Below are 22,996 nucleotides of genomic sequence, written 5' to 3' on the forward strand. Positions count from 1 at the left end.
GATTCAGAACAGGAAGTAACGCTGCGCCATTGGCAGCTTGACCGCGGGCTCGCAGGTCAGCAGGTGGCCGTCGGCGCGCACGGTGTAGGTCTGCGCGTCGATCTCCATCCTGGGCAGGTAGTGGTTGTGCACCATGTGCTGCTTGCGCACGCCGCGGATGGCCTTGACGGCTGACACCGGCTTGGCCAGGCCGAAGCGCTCCTTGATGCCCGCATTCAACCCGGCCTGCGACACAAAGGTGAGCGAGCCGCGCGTCAGCGCGCCCCCGTAGGCGCCGAACATGGGCCTGTAGTGCACCGGCTGCGGCGTGGGGATGGAGGCGTTCGGGTCACCCATGGCGGCCATGGCGATTAAGCCGCCCTTCAGGATCAGGGCCGGCTTGACGCCGAAGAAGGCCGGCTTCCAGATCACCAGATCGGCCCACTTGCCGACTTCGATGCTGCCCACCTCGTGGCTGATGCCGTGGGCGATGGCCGGGTTGATGGTGTACTTGGCCACGTAGCGCTTCACGCGGAAGTTGTCATGGCGGGCCGGGTCTTCGGGCAGCTTGCCGCGCTGCGCCTTCATCTTGTCGGCGGTCTGCCAGGTGCGGATGACGACCTCGCCCACGCGGCCCATGGCCTGGCTGTCGCTGCTCATCATGCTGATGGCGCCCAGGTCGTGCAGGATGTCTTCAGCGGCGATGGTTTCCTTGCGGATGCGGCTTTCGGCAAAGGCCAGGTCTTCGGCAATGCCGGCGTCCAGGTGGTGGCACACCATCAGCATGTCCACATGCTCGTCCAGCGTGTTGCGCGTGTACGGCATGGTGGGGTTGGTGGAGCTGGGCAGGAAGTTGGCCTCGCCCACCACCTTCAGAATATCGGGCGCGTGGCCGCCGCCAGCGCCCTCGGTGTGGAAGGCGCACAGGCCGCGGCCCTTCGTGGCGGCGATGGTGTTCTCCACGAAGCCGCTCTCATTGAGCGTGTCGGAGTGGATGGCCACCTGCGTGTCGGTGGCCTCGGCCACGTCCAGGCAGTTGCTGATGGCGGCCGGTGTGGTGCCCCAGTCTTCGTGCAGCTTCAGGCCGATGGCGCCGGCGTTGATCTGCTCGTGCAGCGCGGCGGGCAGGGCGGCGTTGCCCTTGCCCAGGAAGCCCAGGTTCATCGGAAAGGCATCGGCCGCCTGCAGCATGCGCTCCATGTTCCACGGCCCCGGCGTGCAGGTGGTGGCAAAGGTGCCGGTGGCCGGGCCGGTGCCGCCGCCCAGCATGGTGGTCACGCCGCTGGCCAGGGCCTCCTCGATCTGTTGCGGGCAGATGAAGTGGATGTGGCTGTCGATGCCGCCAGCGGTGACGAGGTTGCCCTCCACACTGATGACCTCGGTGCCCGGGCCGATGATGATGTCCACGCCGGGCTGGGTGTCGGGGTTGCCGGCCTTGCCGATGGCCACGATGCGCCCGCCCTTCAGGCCGATGTCGGCCTTGACGATGCCCCAGTGGTCGACGATCAGCGCGTTGGTCAGCACCGTGTCCACGGCGCCTTCAGCGCGCGTCTTCTGGCTTTGCGCCATGCCGTCGCGGATGGTCTTGCCGCCGCCGAACTTGACCTCTTCGCCGTAGCCGCCGGCGCGCAGGGTGTAGTCGTGCTCGACTTCGATGATCAGGTCGGTGTCGGCCAGGCGAAGCCGGTCGCCGACGGTGGGGCCGAACATTTCGGCATAGGCGCGTTTTCCGATGGTGGCCATGTCAGTGTGCCTCCCGCCGGGCCGCCCCAAGGGAGGCAGCGGCCCCCGTGGGGGGCAGTGAATACACGCAGTGATGAACGTGGGGGCTCATAGTCTTCCTTGTGTCAAGCCGCGAAAGCCGTACACCGCGCGCTCGCCGGCGTAGTCCACCAGTTCGACGGTGCGCTGCTGGCCGGGCTCGAAGCGCACGGCGGTGCCCGAGGCGATGTTCAGGCGCATGCCGCGCGCGGCCTCGCGGTCGAAGCCCAGCGCGCCGTTGGTTTCGCTGAAGTGATAGTGCGAGCCGACCTGGATCGGGCGGTCACCGGTGTTCTGCACCACCAGGCTCAGGGTGCGGCGCCCCGGGTTCAGCGGGTGTTCACCCTCGTCGATCAGAAGTTCTCCAGGAATCATGGAACGCTCCGTGGGGCAGGTTGGCAAGAGGCATTCGGGCACGCAGGCGCGTCGGGTCCGGCGGCACGAACACTACGATGTTGATAGCTGAATGTGACCATTCGACGCTGGGAAATGGCAAGAAAGATTCAAAATTTGGCTCAGAGGATCGGCTGGTGCACCGTCACAAGCTTGGTGCCGTCCGGAAACGTGGCCTCGACCTGGATGTCGGGGATCATCTCGGGCACGCCGTCCATCACGTCGGCGCGGGTCAGCACGGTGCGGCCTTCGCTCATGAGCTGGGCCACGGTCTTGCCATCGCGCGCGCCCTCCATCACGGCGGCGCTGATCAGCGCCAGGGCCTCGGGGTAGTTCAGCTTCAGGCCGCGCGCCTTGCGCCGTTCCGCCAGCAGGGCGGCCGTGAAGATCAGCAGCTTGTCTTTTTCACGAGGAGTCAGTTCCATGTCGTTTCACTCAATACTTTGATGGACCCGCTCGTGCAGCCGCAGATGCCGGCCGAACGCGGGGTGTGAGTTCCATGATGGGTCGAAGCAGGCGGTGAGCACAGGGAGAAGGCGCTCATTGTGATGCAACTTGCATGCCGGTGCGCGCCCTGATGAACGATTCGGGTGCATGCGGGCAGCAAAGGGCTGAGTTGTTCCCGGCTCGACAGGCGTGCGCTTTGCTTTGGTGCGTGGAATAAGCTCCAGGATGGTGCACGGGCGCCCATCTGTCGTCTCCGAAAAGGAATGCAGCCGGTGACAGGGAGTTGGCACGGTGCTTGCGAAGCAGGGTTCAGCGGCTTGATCGCAGGCTGCCCAACCTTACTGGCCGACCCACTCTTTCACTCTGGAGAATCACCATGAATCGTCGAGGACATCTCAAGACCATCGCTGCCGCCGCTGCCGTGGCAGCGGGCGCACTGACCTTCGCCACCCAAGCCCAGGCACAAGCCAAGGACACCATCAAGGTGGGCGTGCTGCACAGCCTGTCCGGCACCATGGCCATCTCTGAAACGGTGTTGAAGGACACGGTGCTGATGGCCATTGACGACATCAACGCCAAGGGCGGCCTGCTGGGCAAGAAGCTCGAGGCCGTCGTGGTGGATCCAGCCTCCAACTGGCCGCTGTTCGCCGAAAAGACCAAGCAGCTGCTGGGCCAGGACAAGGTTGCCGTCATCTTCGGTTGCTGGACGTCCGTGTCGCGCAAGTCGGTGCTGCCGGTGGTGGAAGAAATGAACGGCCTGCTGTTCTACCCTGTTCAGTACGAGGGTGAAGAGCTGTCCAAGAACGTGTTCTACACCGGTGCCGCGCCCAACCAGCAGGCCATTCCGGCCGTGGACTACCTCATGAGCAAGGAAGGCGGCGGCGCCAAGCGCTGGGTGCTGCTGGGCACCGACTACGTGTATCCGCGCACCACCAACAAGATCCTGCGCGCCTACCTCAAGAGCAAGGGCGTAAAGGACAGCGACATCGACGAGAAGTACACCCCGTTCGGCCACAGCGATTACCAGACCATCGTGGCCGACATCAAGAAATTCTCGGCCGGTGGCAAGACCGCGGTCGTGTCGACCATCAACGGCGACTCCAACGTGCCCTTCTACAAGGAACTGGGCAACGCCGGCCTGAAGGCCAAGGACGTGCCGGTGGTGGCCTTCTCCGTGGGCGAGGAAGAGCTGCGCGGCGTGGACACCAAGCCGCTGGTGGGCCACCTGGCGGCCTGGAACTACTTCATGTCGATCAAGAGCCCGGCCAACGATGCCTTCATCAAGCAGTGGAGCGCCTACGCCAAGGCCAAGAAGATTCCGGGTCACATGGACAAGCCGCTGACCAACGATCCGATGGAGGCCACCTGGATCGGTTTCAACATGTGGGCCCAGGCCGTGAAGAAGGCCAACTCCACCGACGTGGACAAGGTGATCGCCGCCATGGCCGGCCAGACCTTCAATGCGCCCAGCGGCATCGTGAGCAAGATGGACGAGAAGAACCACCACTTGCACAAGTCGGTGTTCATTGGCGAGATCAAGGCCGACGGCCAGTTCAACGTGGTCTGGAAGACGCCGGGCCCGGTCAAGGCCAAGCCGTGGTCGCCGTACATCGAAGGCAACGACAAGAAGCCTGACGAGCCGGCCAAGAAGTAAGCACCTCGCGCGCGTCCGATGGGGGGAGGGCGCAGGCCTTTCCCCCTTTTCTTTTTCTGAGTGGGCCACCATGCACCGACTCCGCCTCTTTCGACTGTTTCACGTGCTGATCTGCCTCGGCCTCTGGTCCGGCGCCGTGCAGGCGCTGACCGCCTCTGAAGCCAGCGCCATTGCCGTGGGCGAAACCGACGCCCGTCTTGAGGCCCTCGCCAAGGCGGTTGCCACAGCCGATGACCGCACCGCCGCATTCATCCAGGCATTGGCTGATGATGCGGTCAAGGTGTCCGGCGGCCGAGTCTTCATCGTGCGTGATGGCAAGGGGGTGGATCCCCTGACCGGTCTGGGCATCGCCGTGCCGGCCGATGCCGAGGACGTGGTCAGCAACAACCGGATGCGCGGTGAGCTGGACAACGCGATGGCTGCGCTCAAGCTGTTCAGCAAGGATGACAAGCTGCGCCTGCAGGGCGTCAAGGCCCTGCTCAAGGAGCCGGACGAAGCCCGTCTGCCGCTGGTGGAAAAGGCGCTGGCCGCCGAGAAGGACGAGACCATTCGCACGCAGCTGGAACTGGCCCGTGCGGCCGCGTTGCTGGGCAGCAGCGACAAAGACCGTCGTCTCGAAGCCGCTCGGGCGATGGGACAGAGCAAAACGCCCGAGACCAAGCTCCTGCTCAACGAGCGCATGAAGGCGGAGGCCGACCCCGCGGTCAAGGCGCAGCTCGAAGCCTCCTTGCGCGCCATCGAAGGCGCACTGGCCTGGGGCGACAAGCTCGGCGCCCTGTTCTCGGGCATCAGCCTGGGCTCCATCCTTCTGCTGGTGGCGCTCGGCCTGGCCATCACCTACGGACTGATGGGCGTGATCAACATGGCCCACGGCGAACTCATGATGATCGGCGCCTATGCCACCTACGTGGTGCAGGGCCTGTTCCAGAAGTTTCTTCCCGGTGCCTTTGACTGGTACCTGCTGGCCGCCGTGCCGGTGGCGTTCATGGCGTCGGCGCTGGTGGGCGCCGCGCTGGAGCGCAGCGTGATCCGATTTCTTTATGGCCGGCCCCTGGAAACGCTGCTGGCCACCTGGGGCATCAGCCTGATGCTGATGCAGGGCATCCGGTCGATTTTTGGTGCGCAGAACGTGGGGGTGGAGAACCCTTCGTGGATGAGCGGCGGGGTGCAGGTCCTGTCCAACCTCAGTCTGCCCTACAACCGCCTGGTCATCATCGGCTTTGCCGCTGCCGTGCTGTTGGGCATGGCTTTCCTGATCGGCAAGACCCGCCTGGGTCTGTTCGTGCGCGGTGTCACGCAAAACCGTCCGATCGCGTCCTGCATGGGTGTGAATACCGCCCGTGTCGACACGTATGCCTTTGCGCTGGGCTCCGGCATTGCCGGGCTGGCCGGCTGCGCGCTGAGCCAGGTCGGCAACGTGGGCCCGGACCTGGGCCAGAGCTATATCGTCGACGCCTTCATGGTGGTGGTGCTTGGCGGCGTGGGTCAACTGGCCGGCACGGTCTACGCGGCCATGGGCCTGGGCATCCTGAACAAGTTGCTCGAGGGCTGGACCGGCGCGGTGCTGGCCAAGATCGCCGTGCTGGTGTTCATCATCATCTTCATCCAGAAGCGGCCGCAGGGCATCTTCGCGATGAAGGGCCGGAGCGCAGAAGCATGAGCACGAAAGAGAATTCCCTGACTCTGCCCGCCCCGGCGCCGCTGCTCAGCCGCACCGGCTGGTCGGCCTTCATCGTCGCGCTGATCGTGGTCTGCGCCGTGGCGCCGGTGCTCAACATGGTGGTGCCACAGGGCAGCGTATTCCACATGAGCGACTATGCCGTGGCGCTGGTCGGCAAGATCATGTGCTACGCCATCTGCGCGCTGGCCATGGACCTGATCTGGGGCTACACCGGCATCCTGAGCCTGGGCCACGGCCTGTTCTTCGCGCTCGGCGGCTACGTCATGGGCATGTACCTGATGCGCCAGATCGGCCGCGACGGCAACTACAAGAGCGACCTGCCCGACTTCATGGTGTTCCTGGACTGGAAGACGCTGCCCTGGCACTGGACCTTCAGTGACAGTTTCATCGCCACGCTGATCCTGATCATTGCCGTGCCCGGCCTGGTGGCCTTCGTGTTTGGCTACTTCGCCTTCCGCTCGCGCATCAAGGGCGTGTACTTCTCCATCATCACGCAGGCCATGACCTTTGCCGCGATGCTGCTGTTCTTCCGCAACGAGACCGGTTTCGGCGGCAACAATGGCTTCACCGACTTCAAGCGCATCCTGGGCCTGCCGGTGGCCACGCAGTCGATGCGCATGACCCTGTTCGTACTGACCGGCCTCACTCTGCTGGGCTGCTTTCTGTTTGCGCGCTGGCTGGTGCGCAGCAAGTTCGGCCGCGTGCTGCAGGCGATCCGCGATGCGGAAACCCGGGTGATGTTTTCAGGCTACTCGCCGCTGCCCTACAAGCTGACGATCTGGACCATCTCCGCCATCATGTGCGGCGTGGCCGGCGCGCTGTATGTGCCGCAGGTCGGCATCATCAATCCCGGCGAGATGAGTCCGGCCAACTCGATCGAGATCGCCATCTGGGCGGCCGTGGGCGGACGCGCCACGCTGATCGGACCGATCATCGGCGCTTTCATCGTCAACGGAGCCAAGAGCTGGCTGACCGTCACCGCGCCGGAGTTCTGGCTGTACTTCCTCGGGGCTCTGTTCATCGCTGTCACGCTGTTCCTGCCCAATGGGGTGGTCGGCCTGGTGAAGAAATTGAAGGGAGGTGAAAAGTGACCCCCGACCTGATGGAAGAAGGCGCGCGGATTCGCGAGGCGCGCGCGGCAAGGCCCGCTCCCACCGGAAAGACCGAATCCGGCGGGCGCAAGGCGGGCTTCTCGCGCATCGCCACACCGGGCGAGGTGGACATCACCCACGGCCGCATCCTGTATCTGGAAGATGTCAGCGTGAGCTTCGACGGGTTCAAGGCCATCAACAAGCTGAGCCTGGACATCGCCCCCGGCGAGCTGCGCTGCATCATTGGCCCCAACGGCGCCGGCAAGACCACGATGATGGACATCATCACCGGCAAGACCCGGCCCGACTCGGGCACCGTGTTCTTTGGCAGCACCATCGACCTGCTTCGCCACAACGAGCCGCAGATCGCCCAGCTGGGCATCGGTCGCAAGTTCCAGAAACCCACGGTGTTCGAGCAACTCAGCGTGTTCGAGAACCTGGAACTCGCGCTCAAGACGCACAAGGGCGTGGCCGCTTCGATGCGCTTCCGCCTCGATTCGGCCCAGAGCGACCGCGTCGCCGAGCTGCTGCACACCATCCATCTGGCCGACAGCGTGCGGCGCATGGCCGGCAACCTGAGCCATGGCCAGAAGCAGTGGCTGGAGATCGGCATGCTGCTGATGCAGGACCCCAAGCTGCTGCTGCTCGACGAGCCCGTGGCCGGCATGACCGACGAGGAAACCGCCCGCACCGCCGAGCTCTTCCTCACGCTCAAGGGCAAGCACAGCCTGATGGTGGTGGAGCACGACATGAGCTTTATCAAGACCATCAGCGAGATCGTCACCGTGCTGTGCGACGGCTCCGTACTGGCGCAAGGCACGCTGGACCAGGTGCAGGCGGACGAGCGCGTGATCGAGGTGTATCTTGGCCGATGACGCGCCGCTTGGGAGCATGAAATGTTGAACGTCAAGAATATCAACCAGTACTACGGCGGATCCCACATCCTGCGCGACGTGAGCCTGCAGGCGCACCAGGGCAAGGTCACCGTGCTGCTGGGGCGCAACGGCGTGGGCAAGACCACGTTGCTCAAGAGCCTGATGGGTTTGGTGCCCATCAAGACCGGCACGATTGAGTTCGACGGCAAGCCCCTGCAGGCCGCCACGCCTTACGAGCGCGCCCGCGCCGGCATTGGCTTCGTGCCGCAGGGCCGTGAAATCTTCGCCCGCCTCACGGTGGAAGAAAACCTGCGCATGGGCCTGGCCTACAAACCCGGCAGCACGCCGATCCCGGCCGAGCTGTACGAGCTGTTTCCGGTGCTCAAGCAGATGCTGCACCGGCGCGGGGGTGACCTCTCCGGTGGGCAGCAGCAGCAGCTGGCCATTGCCCGCGCGCTGGCCGCCGGCCCCAAGCTGCTCATCCTGGACGAACCCACCGAAGGCATCCAGCCCAGCATCATCAAGGACATCGGCCGGGTCATCCGCATGCTGGCCGACCGCGGCACCATGGCCATCCTGCTGTGCGAGCAGTTCTACGACTTTGCCCAGGAACTGGCCGACGACTACCTGGTCATGGAGCGCGGCGAGTTCATCGCCCGCGGGCCGGGCAGCGAAATGGAAGACAAAGGCATCCGGCAGCTGGTGGCGATCTGAGGGCTGCCTGGGTGATTGCCCGTGTCGCTCTGTGGTCTGCAGCCCGGCGCAAACTCGGGCACCATTGCGGGCATGAACGACACCATCCCCTACATCCCCCCCAAGGTCTGGACCCCGCCCGAAAGCAGCGGCGGCCGGTTTGCCAACATCAACCGCCCCGTGGCCGGCGCCACGCACGAGAAAGAACTGCCGGTGGGTCAACACCCGCTGCAGCTGTATTCGCTGGGCACGCCCAACGGCGTCAAGGTCACGGTGATGCTCGAAGAGCTGCTGGCCGCCGGCCACAGTGGCGCCGAATACGACGCCTGGCTGGTCCGTATCAACGAGGGGCAGCAGTTCGGCAGTGGGTTTGTGGCGATTAACCCCAACTCCAAGATCCCGGCGCTTCTGGACCAAAGCGGGCCGCAGCCGGTGCGGGTGTTCGAGTCTGGCGCCATCCTGCTGTACCTGGCCGAAAAGTTCGACGCCTTCGTGCCCACCGAGCGGGCTGCGCGCGCCGAGTGCCTGAGCTGGCTGTTTTGGCAGATGGGCAGCGCGCCATACCTGGGCGGCGGTTTCGGCCACTTCTACGCCTATGCCCCGGAGAAGATCCGCTACGCCATCGACCGCTACGCCATGGAAGTCAAGCGCCAGATGGACGTGCTGGATCGCCGCTTGGCCGAAGTGCCCTACGTGGCCGGCGAAAGCTACACCATCGCCGACATGGCCATCTGGCCCTGGTACGGGCAGCTGGCCAAGGGCCTCACGTACGAGGCTGGCGAGTTCCTGCAGGTGCACACCTATACGAATGTGGTGCGCTGGGCCGAGCGCCTGTACGAGCGCCCCGCCGTGCGCCGAGGCCGCATGGTCAACCGCGTGCAGGGCGACCCCGCCAGCCAGTTGCATGAGCGCCACGACGCCAGCGATTTCGAATTAAGGACGCAGGACAAGTTGGGGCGGTGACTGCCGAATCCGTCAAGCGGATTTCGCAGCGCTTTTTGCTGCAACTGACGACGCCAGGTGGCGAGAAACTGAGCGTTGAATGGATTCGCCAACCGGATGTTTTCGGTGATGCTCTGGCCAGTTTCACCTAAGGTGCATACAGAAATCCTGCAGGCCCGCCAAATGAACAAAGCCCCGCTACCTTTTGAGTAGCGGGGCTTCTATTGCTGACTTGGTGCCGGAGAGATGAATCGAACACCAGACCTTCTCATTACGAATGATGGGATAGGTGTATTTGGCGTTGTTGATTGCTGCTGATACAATCTATACAAATCAACAACTTACAAGCTTTTTACTGGACGCAATGACAGTTTGAGCGTTGATTGAAATGTGGCAGTTTCCATTGAATTTGCCTACAGATTGCCTACAGATTTTCGGGGGTGCCATGAAACAGCAAACAAACCGGGTTCGCCTGACTGCTGGGCGGGTTGACGAATTCGCCTGTCCGGCCGACAAGCCCCAGGCTTTTCTATGGGACACCGATACCCCGACGCTGGCGCTACGGGTGACGCCCACGGGCCGGAAAACCTACGTTTTCGAGTCTCGCCTTGATGGCGCGACCATCCGAATCAATCTGGGCACGGTGGCAGACTGGCCGATTGAAAAAGCACGCACCAAAGCCCAAGGCTTGAAGATGCTTGTTGACGATGGGAAAGACCCGCGAGAAATAGAGCGTCAGCAGCAGGCCGACAAAGCCGCCGCCAAGGCCGCCGCCGCCGCCCAGGCGCTGACCGTGGGTGATGTCTGGCCGCTGTATCTGGAGCAGGGCAGGCCCAAGCGCAAAGACGCATGGAAGCCGCGCTATCTGGCCGACCTGAAAGCGATGGCCGCGACCGGAGGCGAAAAGAAAAAGCGGGGGCAGGGCAACACCCGACCAGGTCCGCTGTATCCGCTGCTGGCACTGCCGCTGGCTGGGGTGAATGAGGACAGTCTGAAAAGTTGGTATGACCGCGAAGCACTGACCGGCCAGCACCAAGCCGCCCGCGCATTGATGATGTTTCGCGGTTTCCTGCGCTGGTGCGCTGGCCGCCCTGAATACCGCGCCATGACCGACCGCGAGGCCGGCCGGGCCGCCGCCATCGTGGAAAATCTGCCCTGCAACACCCGCCGCACCGATGCCCTGGAGGCCGCCCAGGTGCCCGGCTGGTGGTCTGGTGTGGAGCAACTGAGCAACCGCACCGCCAGCGCCTATCTTCGCGCCCTGCTGCTGACAGGCGCACGGCGCGAGGAACTGGCCGCCCTCAAATGGGCGAACGTGGATTTCCAGTGGCGCAAGCTGACCATTGCCGACAAGGTGGACGCAACCCGCACCATTCCGTTGACCCCGTATCTGGCGCAGCTGCTGGCAACCCTGCCCAGGGTGAATGCGTTTGTGTTCGCGTCAAGTGGCAAAGCTGGACGAATTGCCGACGCCCGCGCCAGCCATGCGAGAGCCCTGCAAAGTGCCGGAATTGAGAGCCTGACCATTCACGGCCTGCGCCGTTCGTTCTCGCTGCTGGGTGAATCGGCCGGGGCGCCTGCCGGTGCCATCGCGCAGGTCATGGGGCACAAGCCCAGCGCGACCGCTGAAGGCTACCGCCCGCGCAGTGTGGACGCCTTGAGGCCGTATCTGGCGCAGATTGAAGCGCACATTCTGGAGCAGGCCGGCGTGGAGTTCGTGCCGAGCGTGGAGCCGGGCAAGCTGGCGCTGGTGGCCGCTTGAAGGCTTTCTATTTGTAACGCATAATGCACAACGTCATGGTTGAAGTCAAAGCCTACCAAGACAACGCGGGGCGCACGCCTTACGCCGAATGGCTCAGTGACCTGACCGACAACAAGACCAAAGCCCGGATTGTGGTTCGCGTCAACCGCATAGCCGCTGGCAACTTCGGGGACTGCAAGCCGCTGCGCGATGGCGTGCAAGAGTTGAAGATTGACATTGGGCCGGGGTACCGGGTGTATCTGAGCAGGCAGGGGCCGATTCTGGTGTTGCTGCTGTGTGGCGGCGACAAGGGCGACCAAAGCCGCGACATAGAGCGAGCCATTGAGTATTTGAAAGACTGGAAACAAAGGGGCAAACCATGAATGCACCGCGAGACGTGAGCCATGATGAAGCCGTGGTCGCCATGCTGAAAGCAGACCCGGATTTTGCAAACGAGTATCTGGCCGCTGCGCTGGAAGAGGCGGAGCTACCCGGCGGGCAAGTTGCGCTACTGGCGGCACTACGCCACATTGCGGAAGCGCAAGGCATGAGCGCCGTCGCCGCCCGCGCTGGTATACCCCGCGAGAGCCTTTACCGGGCCCTAAGTCCCAAGGGAAACCCGACCATCAAGACCTTCTTGGCCGTGGTGCGTGGCGCTGGTCTGCACCTTGATGTGAGCCGCGAGTCTGCAGTCGCCTGACCCGCTTGCACCATGACGCAAGTTGGCAAGAAACCCACTGAGCCCAAGCCCACGGGCACCGACTGGGCGCGCGTCAAGCGCGAGGCCGCGCAAAATGTGCGTGTGTCGTTTGACCCGGCCGCCGATGCCGACAGAGAGCTCTACAACCCGAACGACGCCGCCGCCGTGGCTGCGTACCGGAGTGGTGCGTCCATCAAGCGCGGCGTGGTGAAGGCGTGAATATGCACAACTCCGCCTATCCCGGCGAACTGCTTTCAGGCTGAAATACTGGCCGCCTGACCCATTCGCCCCAGCTAGGCCCGCGTCGAAACCGGGCTGAAAAGCCAGTTCCCCCGCTGGCCTGCTGGGGCCCCTTCACGGGGTTGCATCGGGGGATGCTGTCATGGACTTTTCACCCTGGGACCGTGCGAAGAGTTTTCAACTGCATGAGGCTGCCTGCCTTATTGCTGGCGTGATGCCTTCATCGAAGCGGCTTCCTGACAGAGAGGAACTGCCCTCCAATGCTCTTCAGTATTACAAGTCCCTGGCGACGGCGTACGTACTGTGGGTCACGCATCACGACCAGCCCGATGACCCGAACTACCCCAAAGCTGAGATGCTAAGGGGAGAGCCGCAGATAGGGAGCGACGAGCCGACCCTTTCGGTGTCGATTGACAAACTGGCCGGTGAGTTTGTTTCGCGCGAGGAGCTTCACCGCTGGGTCAAGGCAACGGGTATCACGTCGGCCTACGCCTTTGCGCCGTGGAGCCGCCCCACGACACCCAGCCCCGCGCCCGTGGTGGCTGAGAGCGCATCCGGTGGCGAATCCACAGAGCAACGACAAGCCCGTAGGTATCAGGCGTGCATTGATGCCGGGTTGACCATGCCCAACGACGATTATTCGCACCTGCCGAGGGGGATTGGGGCGCTGGCAAGAGTTGAGGGCATTAGCAGACAGTCATTTTCCGAGGATTTGAAGGCACACATCAACCGGAAAAACGGCAGGTAAACGGCAGGCATACGGCAGGCGCCTACCTGCCGAAATGTGACAAGAATGGGTTTCCATGTTCAACAGCCCCGAAAGGGTCAACATGGAAAAGCAAGCCGCTACACAGTTCCCGACACTGGAATCTGTGACCCGCCCGACATTGGAAACTGCATCCGCTGCCCACTACTTGAATCGCCGCCCGCAGACCTTGCGAGGTTGGGCCTGTCATGAGGATGGCCCGCTGCGCCCCGTGCGTATCAATGGCCGCCTTGCGTGGCCGGTTGCAGAACTGCGCCGCCTGCTGGGGGTAGCTTGAAATGAACGCGCCCGACCCCACCGGCAAACCAAAACCGAGCTCCGCGAACAGCGCGGAGTTCTTCGGAACCGACAACCCCCGGCACCTGCGGGCACTTGCCGTCATGCTGCGCCGGCCAATCAGCCGCCAGGAACTGGACAGCGTGGCCGGTTGTGCGAATGGCCCCGCGTTGGTACGAGCACTGGTTGTGGGACGACGCCCGCTATGCGCCGCGTGCCGTTCAGGGGTTCTTCAAGAAGCCCGAGCTGGAGCTGATGATTCAGCGGCGCACCAGCCTCAAGAAGCTGGCCGAAGCGGTCATCAACCCGGAGATTGTGGAGCGGCCCTACCAGCACCGCGCCATCCGCCGGATTGACGAAGCCTTCGAGGTGGACAACCAGCGCAAGGCCCTGGTGGTGATGGCCACGGGCGCGGGCAAGACCCGCACCGTCATCGCGCTGGCGGACGTGCTGATGCGCTGCAACTGGGCCAAGCGCGTGCTCTTCCTGGCGGACCGGGTAGCGTTGGTGAACCAGGCGGTGAATGCCTTCAAGATGCAACTGCCGGATTCGTCGCCGGTGAATCTGGTGACGGAGAAGTACACCGAGGGGCGGGTGTTCGTGTCCACCTACCCGACGATGATGGGGCTGATTGACGATGCCTTCGACGGGCAGCGCCGCTTCGGGGTGGGTCATTTTGACCTCATCGTCATCGACGAGGCGCACCGCTCGGTGTACCAGAAGTACCGGGCCATCTTCGAGTATTTCGATGCGCTGCTGGTGGGGCTGACGGCCACACCCAAGGATGAAATTGACCACAACACCTATGGGCTGTTCGACCTGGAGAGCGGTGTGCCGACGGACGCCTACGGGCTGGACGAGGCGGTGTCGGAAGGGTATCTGGTGCCGCCCAAGGCTGTTTCCGTGCCGCTCAAGTTCCAGCGAGAAGGCATCAAGTACGACGACCTGTCCGAGGCGGAGCAGGAGCAGTGGGACGCGCTGGAGTGGAACGAGGAGGGCACCACGCCGGATTCTGTGGACCCGGCTGCCCTGAACCAGTGGCTGTTCAACACCGACACCGTGGACAAGGTGCTGGCGCACCTGATGACCAAGGGCCAGAAGGTGGCCGGCGGCGACCGCCTGGGCAAGACCATCGTGTTCGCCAAGAACAACGACCACGCGGAATTCATCGCCGACCGCTTCAACGTCAATTACCCGCACTACAAGGGCGCGTTCGCCCGGGTGGTGACGTACAAGACCGAGTATGCCCAGAGCCTGATTGACGACTTCTCGGCAAAGGAGAAGATGCCGCACATCGCCATTTCGGTGGACATGCTGGACACCGGCATCGACGTGCCGGAGGTGGTGAACCTGGTGTTCTTCAAGGCGGTGCGCTCGAAGACCAAGTTCTGGCAGATGGTGGGGCGGGGCACCCGCCTGTGCCGGGACCTGTTCGCTCCCGGTGAGGACAAACAGTTCTTCTATGTGTTCGACTACTGCCAGAACCTGGAATTCTTCAGCCAGAACCCCGACCTGGTGGAGGGCTCGGCCGGCGAGGCGCTGGGCACGCGGCTGTTCAAGGCGCGGCTGGAGATGATTGCGGAATTGGACCGCCGCGTGACGGCGGGGACCGTGATGGCCGAGCCGCGCCCGGCCCTGGGCGACCCGGCCGACGAGGGGCAGTTGCGCACAGAGATTGCTGCCCATCTGCACCAGCTTGTGGCGGCCATGAAACTGGACAACTTTGTGGTCCGGCCGCAGCGCCGGCTGGTGGAGAAATACGCGAAGCCTGAGCCCTGGCATGCGCTAGGTCCAGACGACTTCAATGAGCTGGCGAACGGGGTGGCCAAGCTGCCAACCGAATTTGTCGATGACGACGAGGAGGCCAAGCGGTTTGACCTGCTGGTGCTGCGCACGCAGCTGGCCATCTTGCAGGCCCAGCCGGGGTTTGCCGGGCTGAAGGAGAAGATTCAGAGCATTGCCAGCGCGCTTGAGGAGCAGGAGGCCATCCCCGCCATCAAGGCGCAGATGGTGCTGATTCAGTCGCTGACCGGCGAGGAGTGGTGGGAAGACGTGACCGTGGCCATGCTGGAGACAGCACGCAAGCGGCTGCGGGCGCTGGTCAAGCTGATTGAGAAGGGAAAGAAGAACGTCGTCTATACCAACTTCGAGGACGAGCTTGGCGACGAGACCGCGATTGACCTGCCCCAGGTCGGCACCGGCATGAACCTGGCGAAGTTCAAGGACAAGGCGCGGCAGTTCCTCAAGGCGCACGAGAGCCATGTGTCGCTGCAACGCCTGCGGCGCAACCAGCCCTTGACGCCCTCAGACCTGACGGAGCTGGAGCGCATGCTGGTGGAGGCGGGCGGCTCGCAGGAGGTCATCGAGCAGGCCAAGGAGCAGAGCCATGGGCTGGGCATCTTCATCCGCTCCCTGGTGGGGCTGGACAGCGAAACGGCGCGGCAGGCGTTCAGCCAGTTCATCACCGGCACCACCGCCACGGCCAGCCAGATTGAGTTCATCGACCTCATCGTCCAGGAACTCACGGAGAACGGCGTGATGGAGCCAGCGCGGCTCTATGAGCCGCCTTTCATCGACATCAACGACAAGGGGCCGGAGGCGATTTTCCTGCCGGCGAAGGTGACGGAGATGGTGCGGGTACTGGAGGAAATTCGGGAGAGGGCGGTGGGGTGAGGGCGACCCAAAGAAAAGTGGATTTGATGTGAAGAGAATATTTGTGCCTACATCGACTGGTGCCGACTGGCAGCCTCTGCTTGCGAAGCCTGTTACACACTGGAAGCCAGGTGCATCGGCAATGACCGCAGCCGCCGCTTGGGAGGCCGCTGGTGATGCTCTTCCCCCTGAAATAACCCGCATATTGGATTCGTCGCGGGAGCCGTTTCTCGTCGGGCAGAAGCTGTTGTTGGCCATACCAGAATGGCAGGTGGCGTTGCGGGGTGGAACGACCAATTCCAGTACTGACGTTCTTGCTATTTGCAGGAATGACTTTGGGTTGTGCATCCTTGGTGTCGAGGCGAAAGTCCTTGAAGACTTCGGCCCGTTGGTTTCCAGCAAACGGACGGACGCCTCTGCAGGTCAAAGCGAGCGGTTGGCATACCTACACTCACTTCTGCGCGTCGAGCGATTTGACGATGCCATTCGCTATCAACTCTTGCATCGCACTGCATCCGCGCTTCTCACAGCAAGGGAGTTCCACGCTGGCGCGGCTGTCATGCTGGTGCAGGCATTCGATACGCCAGAGTCACAACGCGCGGACTTCGAGGCGTTCAGAGTTGCGCTTCGCGCAAGGGAGATTGCGCCGCTCACTTACAAGGTGGATTCGTTCAGTGGACCCTGTCTGTATTTGGCCTGGTGCGATGGCAACGTCGATTTCAGAGAGGTGGTGTTGCCAAGCGCGCCCCAGTTCACTTCTGAAAAGTCCAGTTCAATGCTTTGACGAGGAGTTGGAAGCGAACTTGACGCATGGAATGGCTTTTCGCTTGGGGATCCACATTATTCGTAGGACAGGAGGGACCACTTTATGACGAGAAAAAACCGGGGAGACCCAAGCGGGCGGTGGAAGCAAGGGTAATGTAAGGCTTGTCAAATGATAAATAGATTCTTGCGAGGTCTTCCTTACTCATTGGTCGAACCGATGGGCAGAGAGTACGAGGGAAAATGCCGAGACCTACAACGGTGGGCTGTCGCAACCAGGAGAGCCTCAGTTAGGAAATTCCTGGCCCACGAGGACACACTACATTTGATATTTGCAATGGGTATCTATTTCAGATACGTCATGGCTCCACTTTCCAGTTGCACAGATTTTTTTGAGCGACTGCAGGCAAATGAAGATGTAACCTTGAAGATTGGTGGTCATGAGATTGACCGAAGATTTCAAACCTCCATTCGCCGAGCGACGATGAGTTTTCATGCCGTTGCAGCGAGGTATGGGTTGTCAGAGGCATTTTTTGCTGAGTCTGATGTACGACGAATCGTCATGAAACTAATGGAAACCGAACGGAGGCGGCTTGATAGCTCAAACTAAGTCACCCTTCAAGGCAAACAGTCAGTTCGCGCAGGAGATAGACAGTTTCCTCGCGCAATACGGCGCAGTTTTTGCCCAAGAGGCGAAGCGAACATCTGCATTTTTTGAACTTGCTGCGTACAACGATATCGTCAAGTTTTACGAAACTGCTGATTACACGGTGAGTCCTGAGAATCTCAAGGGCACAGGAGGCAAACAGTTCGTTTACGCTCTTAGTCCCAGCGCAAAACCCGAGAACTGCTCTTACTTTCTCGCCAAAAAGGTGTACAAAAGCGGTAAGACTTACAGTTTTGAGATTCGGCACAACGTCCGAATACAGTCATTTCACGATGAAGAAATTTTTGTTTCTCCTGACTACGCAGTCATCGAAAAAGGAAGCATTGTTTCAATTAAAAAGGTCGATTTCTATAATGGAAAAGTAGATTATTTCTTTGTGGCTGCGGATAAGGTCAAAACGTTTGCTGAAACTAAGCATTATGCCCCTGGGCCAGAATTGGTCTTGAATTTTGTCGGTCTTGTAAATGAACTGATGCCAAAGTTGATGGCCAACAATTTTCCAACTAAGCCTCCTATGCATTTTGGTCCTTCATTGTTTGTGTCCGGTATCGGAAATCCGCACCTGCAGAAGATTCGAGATAGCCTTGGAAAGCGTTATACGATAAATGTATTTCTCGGGCTTTTTGCATTTCCAAGTCAAGTCTACTCAGCCTCAAATCAGGTGAACATTAAAAAAATAGGCAGTTCATGGAAGTGAACGGCCGAGACACAATAGAATTGATGAGAATTTATTTCTCTTTATTGTGAAGCGCCGTTACTTTAAATATTAAATGCAACGACCGGCGGCTCGCCTTCGATGGGAAAGTGCCTTTAGTTCGTTAGAATTTTCACATGGTTACACACCTAAAATCTAATTGCTATATTTCATTCCCACCGGTTAAGGGTAACGTCGGTTTTGTCTTCATTTGTCCAGGACGGTTTGAAGAGAGAGCCGGAAAACCTTGCGCAGGCCAAACCGGTAAAATACTCGAAGTTGCACTGCCCTTTCTATGCGCATTGAAGCCGAATATTTTCTTATCTGAAAATCGCTACAGTTATCTTATTACGAACGCTTGGCCTGTGGTTGAATATAAGGAGAAAACCAACCGTTCGGTTCCGACAAGATTCGAGGTTTCGGCGATTGAAACCGTGGCGCGTCTTTATGCTGAAATTAAAGATTTGCAATATGTGGTGGCCTGCGGGAACCTTGCCCATCTAGCCGTCGAGCTCTGCAAAACCAACCATGGGCTCAAAGCTGCAGTTGCCAAGGCTACCCATACGTCGCGTCAAGCGTTTGGATGCCCAACCAATGAAGAGCTACCCATTCGACTTTGGGAGTGGGCCGACCAAGTCGCCAAGCAGTTCAAGCAGGTCTAGAACTGAATGCCCGCATGCTGCCTGTATCAGTGCCTTCCGCGACGCTTCGATGGTGGTTAGTCCGCCGTTTAAAACCGCTTTGGCGTGGATCGAATTTCGCTAGCAAATCATGCTGCTGACGCCCACCAACCTCAATACACATGCCTTTGCGGTGCCGGCGGCGTCAAGGCGAAATGGTGTTCATCGATGTACCAATGAAGCTCGCTTCGCGCTGGTCTTTACATGACTGGGGCTGTCAGAATGAAGCTATGAATCTCCGTTCTGATTGCATTACTCCGTGGGTTGGCCTGCCATGCTGAAACCATTTGGGCAACGTGGTGGGTGTTGCTGAAGGCGACACGGTGGATGCCCAAAACGGCGAACGCTTTTTGACTTGGTGGCACACAGTTTTTCATGCGACAGGAAGGGCATACAAATGACTAGAAGGAACAGGGTGGACCCAAGCGGTCGTTTAACGGCGGACCCATCGAAAGCGGGAACACTGTTTGGAAATCGAGGTTGCCTGCATGACGACAACGGTGTCGTCGTGAAGGAAAGAACCTCTTTGAAGCGGTGGATTGCCTGTACCTTGGAGCCGATTTACGGGGCCAACCCGTTGATGCAACCTGGCTGCTATACCGAACTTTTTTTTCTGGATGAAGCCACGGCACTGGCCGCCGGCCATCGGCCTTGCGCGCAGTGCCGGCCCGATGCATACAAGTTGTTCACCACTGCTTGGCTCAAGGCCGGACTTTCTGATGTGGCGTTGGCCGCGAACATCGACAAAGCTCTGGATGCTGAACGAAGGAACATTGAAAAGCCCCTGGTCAGCCCGGCAAGTCTTCCAAGTGGCGCCATGGTCAGGCACCCCGAGGATGGCGCTTTCCACCTTGTCTATGAAGGGCAACTTTTCCCGTGGTCCTTTTCCGGGTACGGGACGCCAATGCCGTTGAAGGCAGCAGCCGGGAAATATGAGTTGATGACGCCGCCAAGTGCGGTCAAAGGGCTGGAGGCAGGGTACCCGCTGGAGGTTCACAGCAGTGCCAAGGGGAGTCATTGAGCTTGACGGAGCCTATCGACGCATCCCCTAGTCCTGTTCCGGCCGAACCTGATTTTGCTGCCCCGCAGCGTGAGGTTCAACGCAAACTCGGACGTTGCATGTTCCGCCTGCAGCAATATGAAATCCTTGCCAAGGCTTTGGTGGGGCACAGGGAGCTTTCGGCCCCATCCGGGAAGATGCATGAAGTCCAGGCCAAGAACGTCGCACTGGCTGCAAGCAAAACACTAGGGCAATTGGTAGGGGAACTGACCGGTACCTTCCTGAAGCCACTTCAGTCTGAGCCGGAGAACAATTCAGCCGAAAGCGAGGACGGGTTTGGTGATGACCAGCAAGCCTGGTTCCGTTTTTCAAATGCGATTGAACTCCCGCCAGAACGCCACCAACAGCTTATGCAGGACTTGGCCGACTTGGTAAAGATGCGAAACGAGTTGGTGCATCACTTTATCGAGCGGTTTGACGTATTCACCATCGACGGGTGCCTGGTAGCAGACAACTACCTCCAAGGCTGTTACGAGACCATCGACGGCCATTATCTGACGCTGAGAGCTTGGGTCGAGGGGGTGAACGGTGCGCGCAAAGCTGCCGCCGAATTCATGCAAAGCCCCGAATTCCTTGATTTTTTCATGAACGTTGTCGTGCCTGATGTGAAAGGCGTGGACTGGCCAAGTAGCCGTATTGTCCAGTTGCTGAAGGGGGAGGAGGAAGCCAGCGCGGTTGAGAGCTGGACCTTGCTCAATGCCGCCATACCGTCCATTCGTGCAAAGGAGCCCGAGCAGACGCCCAAGCAGTACGGGTGCAGCAGTTGGCGTGAGGTGATTCACAAGTCCCAGTTATTTGAGATACGAAAGACTAAGTCAGCCGGTGAAAACGGTACGCTGGTTTGGTATCGGAGTAAGCCGATGCAACTACTCGGATGAGTCGGCACGAACCGGGTGGGAGAACGTCGCCATTTCCACCAAGAAGACGCCATCAACACACAACTCCTAGCCTCTCCTTGCGCGGTATCGCAGGGATCGACTGGGCTAGCCAACTTGGTATCGGTAAATTTTCCCGTCAAAGGAGTCGCCCATGAACATTAAGGATGGACTTAAACCTACGACTAGCCCAAGGGTTATCGACCTCGTCGCTGCGGCCGGGGTCGATGTCAGTCCCTGGGCAGTGTCGAAGAAGGGCCCTGTCAAAGTACCTGCGTCAAATCCGGCCTATTGCTATGAGTGGGCCTACATTGAGCCCGACAAGCTGGTCCTTCTCAACCTCTGGTGGCACGAAATTCAAGAGGCCAATGGCCAGGTCTTTACCGAAACGAACTTGAAAGACTGGGCCGCTCAATTGCGTGACTCATCCCTATTGTCGCCCGAGCAACGCAGGGCGGGTGTGCGTCGAGCTCTCAGGATGGACCAGGCGATTGCGTATGCCCAGGAGCACAATTTGCCAGTGCGTGTCATCGTCGGCGAAGGCAAGCCGCGCGACCTGGCTGACCCCAACTCCCCGTTGTCTTCGCGCATGGACTTGCGTCTTCTCGACCCGGAGCCATGGTCAGTAGCGAGATACGACCCCGTCAGTGGCGCAGCGAGAATTGCCCGCGGTTCATTTCCAAAGTATGTTGACCAATTCGATGCGGAGTCTGCGGCCGAGCCACTGCGCCGAACCGTGACAGGTGATGTCCTTATCCGTGACCCCAAGGTGCGGGCTGACGCGCTACGTCGTGCGGGAGGGTGTTGCGAGTTCTGCGGAAAGCGGGGCTTTCAGACGATTAACGGTGAGACCTACCTGGAAACGCACCATGTCTTGCCGCTATGCGAGGGCGGACCGGATATGGTTCGCAACGTCGCGGCCCTGTGCCCGGACGACCATCGGAAGGCACACTATGGCGAGGACCGCGACACGATGCGTGCGTGCCTTCAGGACTTTCTGGACGAGCACTACCGTCGGTGATTCCGATTGGCGACAACCGCGTCAGGTATCTGAATGACTTTGGGGCGAGCCTTATGACATGACGGCCTTTCCAAGCCTCTGGCGGTATGCCACAGGCGGCCACTTCACCGTGTTCTTCCAGCATTTGCCGAGACTGTATTTGGACAAGTTGCCTACAGATTGCCTACAAGGTTCCACAAAAGCAAAACCCCGCTACCTTTACGATAGCGGGGTTTTCTTTGCTGTATTGGTGCCGGAGAGATGAATCGAACACCCGACCTTCTCATTACGAATGAGCTGCTCTACCGACTGAGCTACACCGGCTTAGCCCCGCATTATAGCGGGTTGTGGTAACGGGTCACGCGGTCGACTTCATTTCTTGAGCCCAGCACCACACTGACCCGCTGGTGGAGCAGGGTGGGCTGGATGTCCAGGATGCGTTGGCGGCCGTCGGTGGCGCAACCGCCGGCTTGCTCGATCAGCCAGGCCATCGGATTGGCCTCGTACATCAGGCGCAACTTGCCGGGCTTGTTGGGTTCGCGCTTGTCCCAGGGGTACATGAAGACGCCGCCGCGGGTCATGATGCGATGGACGTCTGCGACCATGCTCGCCACCCACCGCATATTGAAATCCTTGCCGCGCGGACCTTCCTTGCCTTGCAGGCATTCGTCGATGTAGCGTTTGACGGGGGCGTCCCAGTGGCGCAGGTTGCTCATGTTGATCGCAAATTCCTTGGTGTCCTCGGGAATCTTCAGACCCTCAGCAGTCAGCACGAACGAGCCTTGCTCGCGATCCAGCGTGAACATGGCCACGCCGTCACCCACAGTCAATACCAGCGTGGTCTGGGGGCCATAGACGCAGTAGCCCGCGGCCACCTGCTGGTTCCCCGCCTGCAGGAAATCGGCCGCGCTGACCGGGTCCACAGCCTGAGGGTCGTCGTTCTGCTTGCGCAGCACCGAAAAGATGGTGCCGATGCTCACATTGACGTCAATGTTGCTGGAGCCATCCAGCGGATCGAACAGCAGCAGGTACTCGCCTTTCGGAAAGCGATGCGGCACCACGTAGATGTCGTCCATCTCCTCCGATGCCATCGCGGCCAGGTGGCCGCCCCATTCGTTGGCTTCGATCAGCACCTCGTTGGCGATGATGTCGAGCTTCTTCTGTACCTCGCCCTGGACGTTTTCGCTTTCTGCGGAGCCCAGGACTTCGCCCAGCGCCCCTTTGGTCACGGCGAGGCTGATGCGCTTGCAGGCGCGGGCCACGACTTCCAGCAGCAGGCGCAGCTCGGGCGGAATGCGCCCGTCATTGTGCTGCTTTTCAACCAGGTAGCGGGTCAGTGAGATTCTTCGGTGCATGGTCTTCCTCCT

General features: G+C 60.7%; 24 protein-coding genes and 1 tRNA gene. 20 read left to right on the plus strand and 5 right to left on the minus strand.

Translation table 11 applies throughout. From position 1 onward, the window contains the following. Positions 1-3: 3 nt before the first annotated feature. The 3 genes from ureC to ACMUOY_RS06265 form a co-directional block, all read right to left on the minus strand. Positions 4-1,722, minus strand: coding sequence for an urease subunit alpha (ureC, locus tag ACMUOY_RS06255; RefSeq protein WP_413891838.1), 1,719 nt, complete (start codon positions 1,720-1,722; stop codon positions 4-6). Positions 1,723-1,809: 87 nt separating this feature from the next. Next, positions 1,810-2,115: an urease subunit beta gene (locus ACMUOY_RS06260; protein ID WP_413891839.1), complete on the minus strand. Its 306-nt coding sequence runs from the start codon at positions 2,113-2,115 to the stop codon at positions 1,810-1,812. 140 nt (positions 2,116-2,255) lie between these two features. Then, positions 2,256-2,558, minus strand: coding sequence for an urease subunit gamma (locus ACMUOY_RS06265; protein WP_413891840.1), 303 nt, complete (start codon positions 2,556-2,558; stop codon positions 2,256-2,258). Positions 2,559-2,956: 398 nt separating this feature from the next. Here ACMUOY_RS06265 and urtA point away from each other — a divergent pair, with 398 nt between their 5' ends. The 20 genes from urtA to ACMUOY_RS06365 all read left to right on the plus strand — a co-directional run bounded on the left by urtA (position 2,957) and on the right by ACMUOY_RS06365 (position 21,650). Then, positions 2,957-4,234, plus strand: coding sequence for an urea ABC transporter substrate-binding protein (gene urtA, locus ACMUOY_RS06270; protein WP_413891841.1), 1,278 nt, complete (start codon positions 2,957-2,959; stop codon positions 4,232-4,234). A 70-nt stretch (positions 4,235-4,304) separates the two neighbouring features. Next, complete coding sequence (gene urtB / locus ACMUOY_RS06275; RefSeq protein WP_413891842.1) at positions 4,305-5,894, plus strand: urea ABC transporter permease subunit UrtB; 1,590 nt, start codon at positions 4,305-4,307, stop codon at positions 5,892-5,894. After that, on the plus strand, positions 5,891-7,006 hold the full coding sequence (urtC, locus tag ACMUOY_RS06280; protein ID WP_413891843.1) for an urea ABC transporter permease subunit UrtC: 1,116 nt from the start codon (positions 5,891-5,893) through the stop codon (positions 7,004-7,006). The genes urtB and urtC overlap by 4 nt, the downstream gene beginning before the upstream one ends. Continuing rightward, complete coding sequence (gene urtD / locus ACMUOY_RS06285) at positions 7,003-7,881, plus strand: ABC transporter ATP-binding protein (RefSeq protein WP_413891844.1); 879 nt, start codon at positions 7,003-7,005, stop codon at positions 7,879-7,881. The genes urtC and urtD overlap by 4 nt, the downstream gene beginning before the upstream one ends. Before the next feature lie 21 nt (positions 7,882-7,902). Continuing rightward, positions 7,903-8,595 carry an ABC transporter ATP-binding protein gene (gene urtE / locus ACMUOY_RS06290; RefSeq protein WP_413891845.1) on the plus strand — a complete coding sequence of 231 codons (693 nt, stop codon included), beginning with the start codon at positions 7,903-7,905 and terminating at the stop codon, positions 8,593-8,595. A 72-nt stretch (positions 8,596-8,667) separates the two neighbouring features. Next, a complete protein-coding gene (gene yghU, locus ACMUOY_RS06295; protein ID WP_413891846.1) occupies positions 8,668-9,537 on the plus strand; it encodes a glutathione-dependent disulfide-bond oxidoreductase in 870 nt (289 codons plus the stop codon). Further along, complete coding sequence (locus tag ACMUOY_RS06300; RefSeq protein WP_413891847.1) at positions 9,534-9,668, plus strand: hypothetical protein; 135 nt, start codon at positions 9,534-9,536, stop codon at positions 9,666-9,668. Before yghU ends, ACMUOY_RS06300 begins: the two co-directional genes overlap by 4 nt. 293 nt (positions 9,669-9,961) lie before the next feature. Beyond that, on the plus strand, positions 9,962-11,278 hold the full coding sequence (locus ACMUOY_RS06305; RefSeq protein ID WP_413891848.1) for a tyrosine-type recombinase/integrase: 1,317 nt from the start codon (positions 9,962-9,964) through the stop codon (positions 11,276-11,278). Between the two features lie 23 nt (positions 11,279-11,301). Further along, on the plus strand, positions 11,302-11,640 hold the full coding sequence (locus ACMUOY_RS06310) for a type II toxin-antitoxin system RelE/ParE family toxin (RefSeq protein WP_413891849.1): 339 nt from the start codon (positions 11,302-11,304) through the stop codon (positions 11,638-11,640). Further along, entirely contained in the window at positions 11,637-11,957 is a 321-nt protein-coding gene (locus tag ACMUOY_RS06315) for an addiction module antidote protein (RefSeq protein WP_413891850.1), read from the plus strand. The genes ACMUOY_RS06310 and ACMUOY_RS06315 overlap by 4 nt, the downstream gene beginning before the upstream one ends. A gap of 12 nt (positions 11,958-11,969) precedes the next feature. Next, positions 11,970-12,176: a hypothetical protein gene (locus ACMUOY_RS06320; protein WP_413891851.1), complete on the plus strand. Its 207-nt coding sequence runs from the start codon at positions 11,970-11,972 to the stop codon at positions 12,174-12,176. Positions 12,177-12,339: 163 nt separating this feature from the next. After that, the gene (locus ACMUOY_RS06325; protein ID WP_413891852.1) at positions 12,340-12,945 is read left to right on the plus strand and encodes a hypothetical protein; all 606 of its coding nucleotides are present in this window, start codon (positions 12,340-12,342) and stop codon (positions 12,943-12,945) included. 55 nt (positions 12,946-13,000) lie between these two features. Continuing rightward, the gene (locus ACMUOY_RS06330; RefSeq protein WP_413891853.1) at positions 13,001-13,240 is read left to right on the plus strand and encodes a hypothetical protein; all 240 of its coding nucleotides are present in this window, start codon (positions 13,001-13,003) and stop codon (positions 13,238-13,240) included. Positions 13,241-13,392: 152 nt separating this feature from the next. Next, on the plus strand, positions 13,393-15,912 hold the full coding sequence (locus tag ACMUOY_RS06335; protein WP_413891854.1) for a DEAD/DEAH box helicase family protein: 2,520 nt from the start codon (positions 13,393-13,395) through the stop codon (positions 15,910-15,912). A gap of 43 nt (positions 15,913-15,955) precedes the next feature. Beyond that, positions 15,956-16,675 carry a DUF6946 family protein gene (locus tag ACMUOY_RS06340; protein WP_413891855.1) on the plus strand — a complete coding sequence of 240 codons (720 nt, stop codon included), beginning with the start codon at positions 15,956-15,958 and terminating at the stop codon, positions 16,673-16,675. A gap of 571 nt (positions 16,676-17,246) precedes the next feature. Next, complete coding sequence (locus ACMUOY_RS06345) at positions 17,247-18,017, plus strand: hypothetical protein (protein ID WP_413891856.1); 771 nt, start codon at positions 17,247-17,249, stop codon at positions 18,015-18,017. 134 nt (positions 18,018-18,151) lie between these two features. Beyond that, on the plus strand, positions 18,152-18,676 hold the full coding sequence (locus tag ACMUOY_RS06350) for a hypothetical protein (RefSeq protein ID WP_413891857.1): 525 nt from the start codon (positions 18,152-18,154) through the stop codon (positions 18,674-18,676). A 415-nt stretch (positions 18,677-19,091) separates the two neighbouring features. Beyond that, positions 19,092-19,715, plus strand: a complete 624-nt coding sequence (locus ACMUOY_RS06355; protein WP_413891858.1) for a hypothetical protein — start codon at positions 19,092-19,094, stop codon at positions 19,713-19,715. Positions 19,716-19,813: 98 nt separating this feature from the next. After that, on the plus strand, positions 19,814-20,632 hold the full coding sequence (locus ACMUOY_RS06360; protein ID WP_413891859.1) for an OST-HTH/LOTUS domain-containing protein: 819 nt from the start codon (positions 19,814-19,816) through the stop codon (positions 20,630-20,632). Between the two features lie 151 nt (positions 20,633-20,783). Further along, the gene (locus ACMUOY_RS06365) at positions 20,784-21,650 is read left to right on the plus strand and encodes an HNH endonuclease (protein WP_413891860.1); all 867 of its coding nucleotides are present in this window, start codon (positions 20,784-20,786) and stop codon (positions 21,648-21,650) included. Between the two features lie 227 nt (positions 21,651-21,877). Here the strand turns inward: ACMUOY_RS06365 and ACMUOY_RS06370 are convergent. Both ACMUOY_RS06370 and ACMUOY_RS06375 read right to left on the minus strand, forming a co-directional pair. Then, positions 21,878-21,953, minus strand: a tRNA-Thr gene (locus ACMUOY_RS06370). 11 nt (positions 21,954-21,964) lie between these two features. Beyond that, positions 21,965-22,984 (minus strand): class 1 fructose-bisphosphatase, encoded by a 1,020-nt coding sequence (locus tag ACMUOY_RS06375; protein WP_413891861.1) that lies wholly within the window; start codon positions 22,982-22,984, stop codon positions 21,965-21,967. Positions 22,985-22,996: the final 12 nt, after the last annotated feature.

This window comes from Candidatus Skiveiella danica (assembly GCF_022705245.1).
Lineage (GTDB): Bacteria > Pseudomonadota > Gammaproteobacteria > Burkholderiales > Burkholderiaceae_C > Skiveiella > Skiveiella danica.